Raw genomic sequence first — 4542 nt, forward strand, 5'->3', positions numbered from 1 at the left:
TCGACGCGCTCGCGGACTCCACCGTCCTGGAGGTCCGCCGGTGAGCTGGACCCCGTCCCGCGACGAGGACGCCGCGCTGGTCAGCGGCACCGGCGCGTTCCTCGACGACCTCGACCCGCTGCCCGGCACGCTCGTCGCCGCGGTCGTGCGCAGCCCGCACCCGCACGCGCGGATCCGCGGCGCCGACCTGGACCGCGCCCGTGCCCACCCCGGGGTCGCCGCCGTCATCGGGCCCGACGAGGTGCGCGCCGCAGTGCGCCCGTTCCCGCTGTCCACCGCGACCCCGATGCCCTACCTGCCGAGCGCCGTCGACACCGCGCGCTACGTCGGCGAGCCGGTGGCCGTCGTGGTGGCGACCGACCGCTACGTCGCCGAGGACGCCGCCGAACTGGTGCGCATCGACTACGAGCCGCTCGACGTCGTCGTCGAGACCCGCCGCGCCCTCGAGCCGGACGCCCCGCTGCTCCACCCGGAGGCGGGCACGAACGTCGCCACCGACCGCACCTTCGCCTTCGGCGAGGTCGACGCCGCGTTCGACCGGGCCGCCCACACGGTGCGCGGCGAGTACACGTTCCCGCGCTACTCCTCGGTGCCGATGGAGTGCTACGGCGTGGTCGCCCGGTGGAGCGAGGACGCGGACGGCCCAAGCGTCGAGGCGTGGGCGAACTTCCACGGCCCCTTCACGATGGTGCCGGTCGCGGCGGGTGCCCTGGGCCTGCCCCCGTCGCGGTTCCGACTGCACGTGCCGGCCGACATCGGCGGCAGCTTCGGGATCAAATCGGGCATCTACCCCTACGTCGTGCTCCTGGCGCTCGCCTCGAAGCATGCCGGGCGCCCGGTGCGCTGGACCGAGGACCGGATCGAGCACCTGCTCGCCAGCTCGTCCGGCGCCGGACGGGTCATGGCGTTCGAGGCGGCCGTCGACGTGGACGGCGGGGTCACCGCCCTGCGTGCCGACCTCGTCGACGACGTCGGTGCCTACCTGCGCCCGCCCGAACCGAGCACGCTCTACCGCTGCTTCGGCAACATCACCGGCGCCTACGACGTGCCCGCGGTCGCGATCCGCGCCCGCGCCGTCGTCACCAACCGGGCCCCGACCGGGCTCAACCGCGGCTTCGGCGGGCAGCAGCTCTACTTCGGGCTCGAGCGGCTGATGGACGCGGTCGCCGCGACGACGGGCCTCGACGTCGCCGCGGTGCGGCGGCGCAACCTCGTCCGCTCCTTCCCGCACCGCACCCCGACCGGTGGGCTCTACGACTCCGGGGACTACACCAGGGCCCTCGACATGCTGCTGGCGAAGGGCGGCTACGACGAGCTCCGCGCTCGGCAGGTCCAGGCCCGGGCGGAGGGCGCGTTCTACGGCGTCGGGCTCGCCCTCGTCGTCGATCCCTCGGGCACCAACATCGGCTACGTCGGGCTCGCGACGCCCGCCGCGGATCGCAAGCCGGGCCGCGACAAGTCCGGATCGACGGAGATCGTGCGAGCGTCGGTGGACGTCCAGGGCGTCGTCACGGTGATGCTCGGCTCGGTGCCGCAGGGCCAGGGGCACGCCACGGTCGCGCGACGCGTGGCCGCCCGGCGCCTCGGCCTGCCGGTCGAGCAGGTCCGCGCCCGGGTCGAGATGGACACCGCCCACACGCCGTGGACGGTCACGTCGGGCAGCTACTCGTCGCGGTTCGCGCCGCTGGTGACGAGCGCGGTGATCGCCGCCGTCGACCGGCTCGCCGAGTCGGTCCGCGGCGCGGCGACGGTGCTACTGGGCGTGGAGCCGTCCGACGCGCCGCATCTGGAGCTCGCGGACGGCGAGATCCGCGACCCGTCGTCGGGGACCTCCTGCCGGTTCCGTCACGCGGCCGGCCTCCTGCACTGGGATCCGGGCGCCCTGCCGGCGGAGCTCGGCGCGCACACCAGCGCCGAGGGCGAGTTCCGGCCGCCCGAGGCCGTCGCGGCCACCGCGGAGGACCGCATCAACTCGTCGCTCTGCTACGGCTTCGTCGCGGAGATGGTCGGCGTGCGGGTCGACCCCGACACCCTCGAGATCGCGCTGGACCGGGTCGCGAGCGTCCACGACGCGGGCACGGTGCTCGACCCGGTACTGCTCGAGGGCCAGGTCCTCGGCGCCCTCGTCCACGGGCTCGGCGGTGCGCTGTTCGAGGAGTTCCGGTACTCCGACGCCGGCCAACCGCAGTCGGCCACGTTCCTCGACTACCTGTGCCCGACGACCGCGGAGACCGGTTTCGAGCTGGTCTCCGACCACCTCGAGTCGCCGTCGCCGCTCACCCCGCTCGGCGCGAAGGGGTGCGGCGAGGGCAGTTCGATGAGCCTGCCGGTGGCGATCGCCAACGCGGTCGCCGACGCCGTGGCCCCGGCCGGCGTCGAGATCGATTCCCTGCCCCTGCACGGCGAGGCGCTGTTCGCACTCCTGGAGAGGAACCACTGATGGCACTGACCGGCGGCGAGGTCCGGCTCGAGCGCACCCACGACGGGCGGGTCGCGAACCTGGTACTCGCCCACGGCCCGTACACCGTGATCACGTGGGAGATGCGGACCCTGGTCGCGGAGCGCTTCGCCGAGATCGACCGCGACCCCGACGTGGCGGTGGTCGTCGTCCGCTCCGACGGCGAGCACTTCTCCTCCGGCGGGGACATCGCCGGGTTCATGGAGGTCGACCCGGTCGACTTCACCGACCTCGGCCACGAGGTCACCGCGGCGTCGCGCAGCCCCAAGCCGGTCGTCGTCGCCGTCGACGGCTACTGCTTCGGCGTCGGGTGCGAGCTCGCGCTGTCCTGCGACATCCGACTGGCCACCGAGCGCAGCCGCTTCGCCCTCCCGGAGATGAACCTCGGGATGATCCCCGGCTCCGGCGGCACCCAGCGCCTCGCCCGGCTGATCGGCCTGTCCCGCGCGAAACACCACGTCATGACGGCCAAGCGCATCACGGGGCAGGAGGCGGCCGACTGGGGCCTCGTCGCCGAGCTGCACCCGGACCGCGAGGCGCTCGACAAGGCCACCGACGCCCTGCTCGACAAGCTCCTCGGGTTCTCCCCGATGGCGCTGCGCACCGCCAAAGAGGTGCTCGACCGCGGCGTCGACGCGCCGCTCTACTCCGGCATCGAACTGGAACGGAAGGCCTACGCGATGCTGCGCGCGAGCCACGACTTCGCCGAGGGCGTCGCCGCGTTCACCGAGAAGCGCACGCCGCGGTTCACGGGGCGCTGATGAAGGCCGCTCCCTTCGCCTACCACCGGCCCGGATCGGTGACCGAAGCCGTCGAGGCCCTCGCCGCCGGGGACGCCAAGGTCCTCGCGGGCGGGCAGTCGCTGGTCCCGGTGCTCGCGATGCGCCTGGGCCGGCCCGGGACGCTCGTCGACATCACGTCGCTGCCCGAGCTGGGCACGCTCGCCGTCGCCGACGAGGAGCTGCGGATCGGGGCCGCGGTGCGCCAGCGCCGCGTCGAGCGTGATCCGGCGACCACGGCCGTGCCCCTGATCGGGCGCGCGATGCCCTTCGTCGGGCACCGGGAACTGCGCAGCCGCGGCACGGTCTGCGGCAGCCTCGCCCACGCCGACCCCGCCGCCGAGCTGCCCGCCGTGGCCGCGTGCCTCGGGGCCGTCGTCGAGGTCACCGGCCCGCACGGGCGCCGCGAGGTCCCCGCCGCCGAGCTCGTCACCGGGGCCATGACGACGACCGTGGCCGCCGACGAGCTGATCACCGCGGTCCGGTTCCCGACGGCGGGTCGTGGCGAGGGCTTCGGTTTCGCCGAGATCGCCCGCAGGCACGGGGACTTCGCGCTCGCCGGGGTGGCGATCCGCGTCCGGGCGGTCGCGGGGGCGGTGAAGGACGCGACCCTGGCCGCGTTCGGTGTCTCGGACCGGCCCGTCGTCCGGGACGTCAGCGAGCTGCTGACCCACGCCGTCACCGAGCCGGACCTCCGTCCCGCCGCCGACGCGCTGGCCGCCGAGGTCGTCGACACCGCCGGGGACGCCCACGGATCCACCGCGTACCGCGCCCGCCTGCTCGGGGTGCTCACCGCCCGCGAGCTCGCCCGCGCCCACCGCCAGGCCCTCCCGGGAGACCCGTCGTGAAGCCCGTCCACGTGGCCGCCGACGCCACCGCCGACGTCACCCTGACCGTCAACGGCCGGGAGACCACCCTTGCCGTCGCGCCGCGGGCCACCCTCTCCGACGTCCTGCGCGACCGGCTCGGCCTCACCGGCACCCACGTCGGCTGTGAGCACGGCGTGTGCGGGATGTGCACGGTCCTGGTCGACGGCGAGGCCGCGCGGGCGTGCCTGCTGTTCGCGGTGCAGTGCGAGGGCGCCGTGATCACGACGGTGGAGGGGCTCGGCGGCGCCGGCGACCAGCACCCGTTGCAGCGGGCGTTCTCCCACCATCACGGCCTGCAGTGCGGGTTCTGCACCCCGGGCATGCTGATGAGCTCCTACGACCTGCTCGCCGGCGGGACCTACGACGAGGACACCCTCGCCGAGGACATGTCCGGGGTGCTCTGCCGCTGCACCGGCTACCGGGGCATCCTCGCCGC

Annotated in this window: 4 protein-coding genes; all 4 read left to right on the forward strand. The window is 74.6% G+C overall.

Annotated elements, in window-relative coordinates; translation table 11 throughout:
* Positions 1–40: 40 nt before the first annotated feature.
* Positions 41–2440 carry a xanthine dehydrogenase family protein molybdopterin-binding subunit gene (locus tag VGI02_RS02810; RefSeq protein ID WP_331625731.1) on the forward strand — a complete coding sequence of 800 codons (2400 nt, stop codon included), beginning with the start codon at positions 41–43 and terminating at the stop codon, positions 2438–2440.
* Positions 2440–3219, forward strand: a complete 780-nt coding sequence (locus tag VGI02_RS02815) for an enoyl-CoA hydratase/isomerase family protein (protein ID WP_331625732.1) — start codon at positions 2440–2442, stop codon at positions 3217–3219. The genes VGI02_RS02810 and VGI02_RS02815 overlap by 1 nt, the downstream gene beginning before the upstream one ends.
* Positions 3219–4085: an FAD binding domain-containing protein gene (locus VGI02_RS02820; RefSeq protein WP_331625733.1), complete on the forward strand. Its 867-nt coding sequence runs from the start codon at positions 3219–3221 to the stop codon at positions 4083–4085. Before VGI02_RS02815 ends, VGI02_RS02820 begins: the two co-directional genes overlap by 1 nt.
* Positions 4082–4542: (2Fe-2S)-binding protein (locus tag VGI02_RS02825; RefSeq protein ID WP_331625734.1), on the forward strand; the 461-nt coding region annotated here is incomplete at its 3' end. The genes VGI02_RS02820 and VGI02_RS02825, both read left to right, overlap by 4 nt.

Origin of the sequence: Actinomycetospora sp. (assembly GCF_036497245.1) — a bacterium.
Lineage (GTDB): Bacteria > Actinomycetota > Actinomycetes > Mycobacteriales > Pseudonocardiaceae > Actinomycetospora.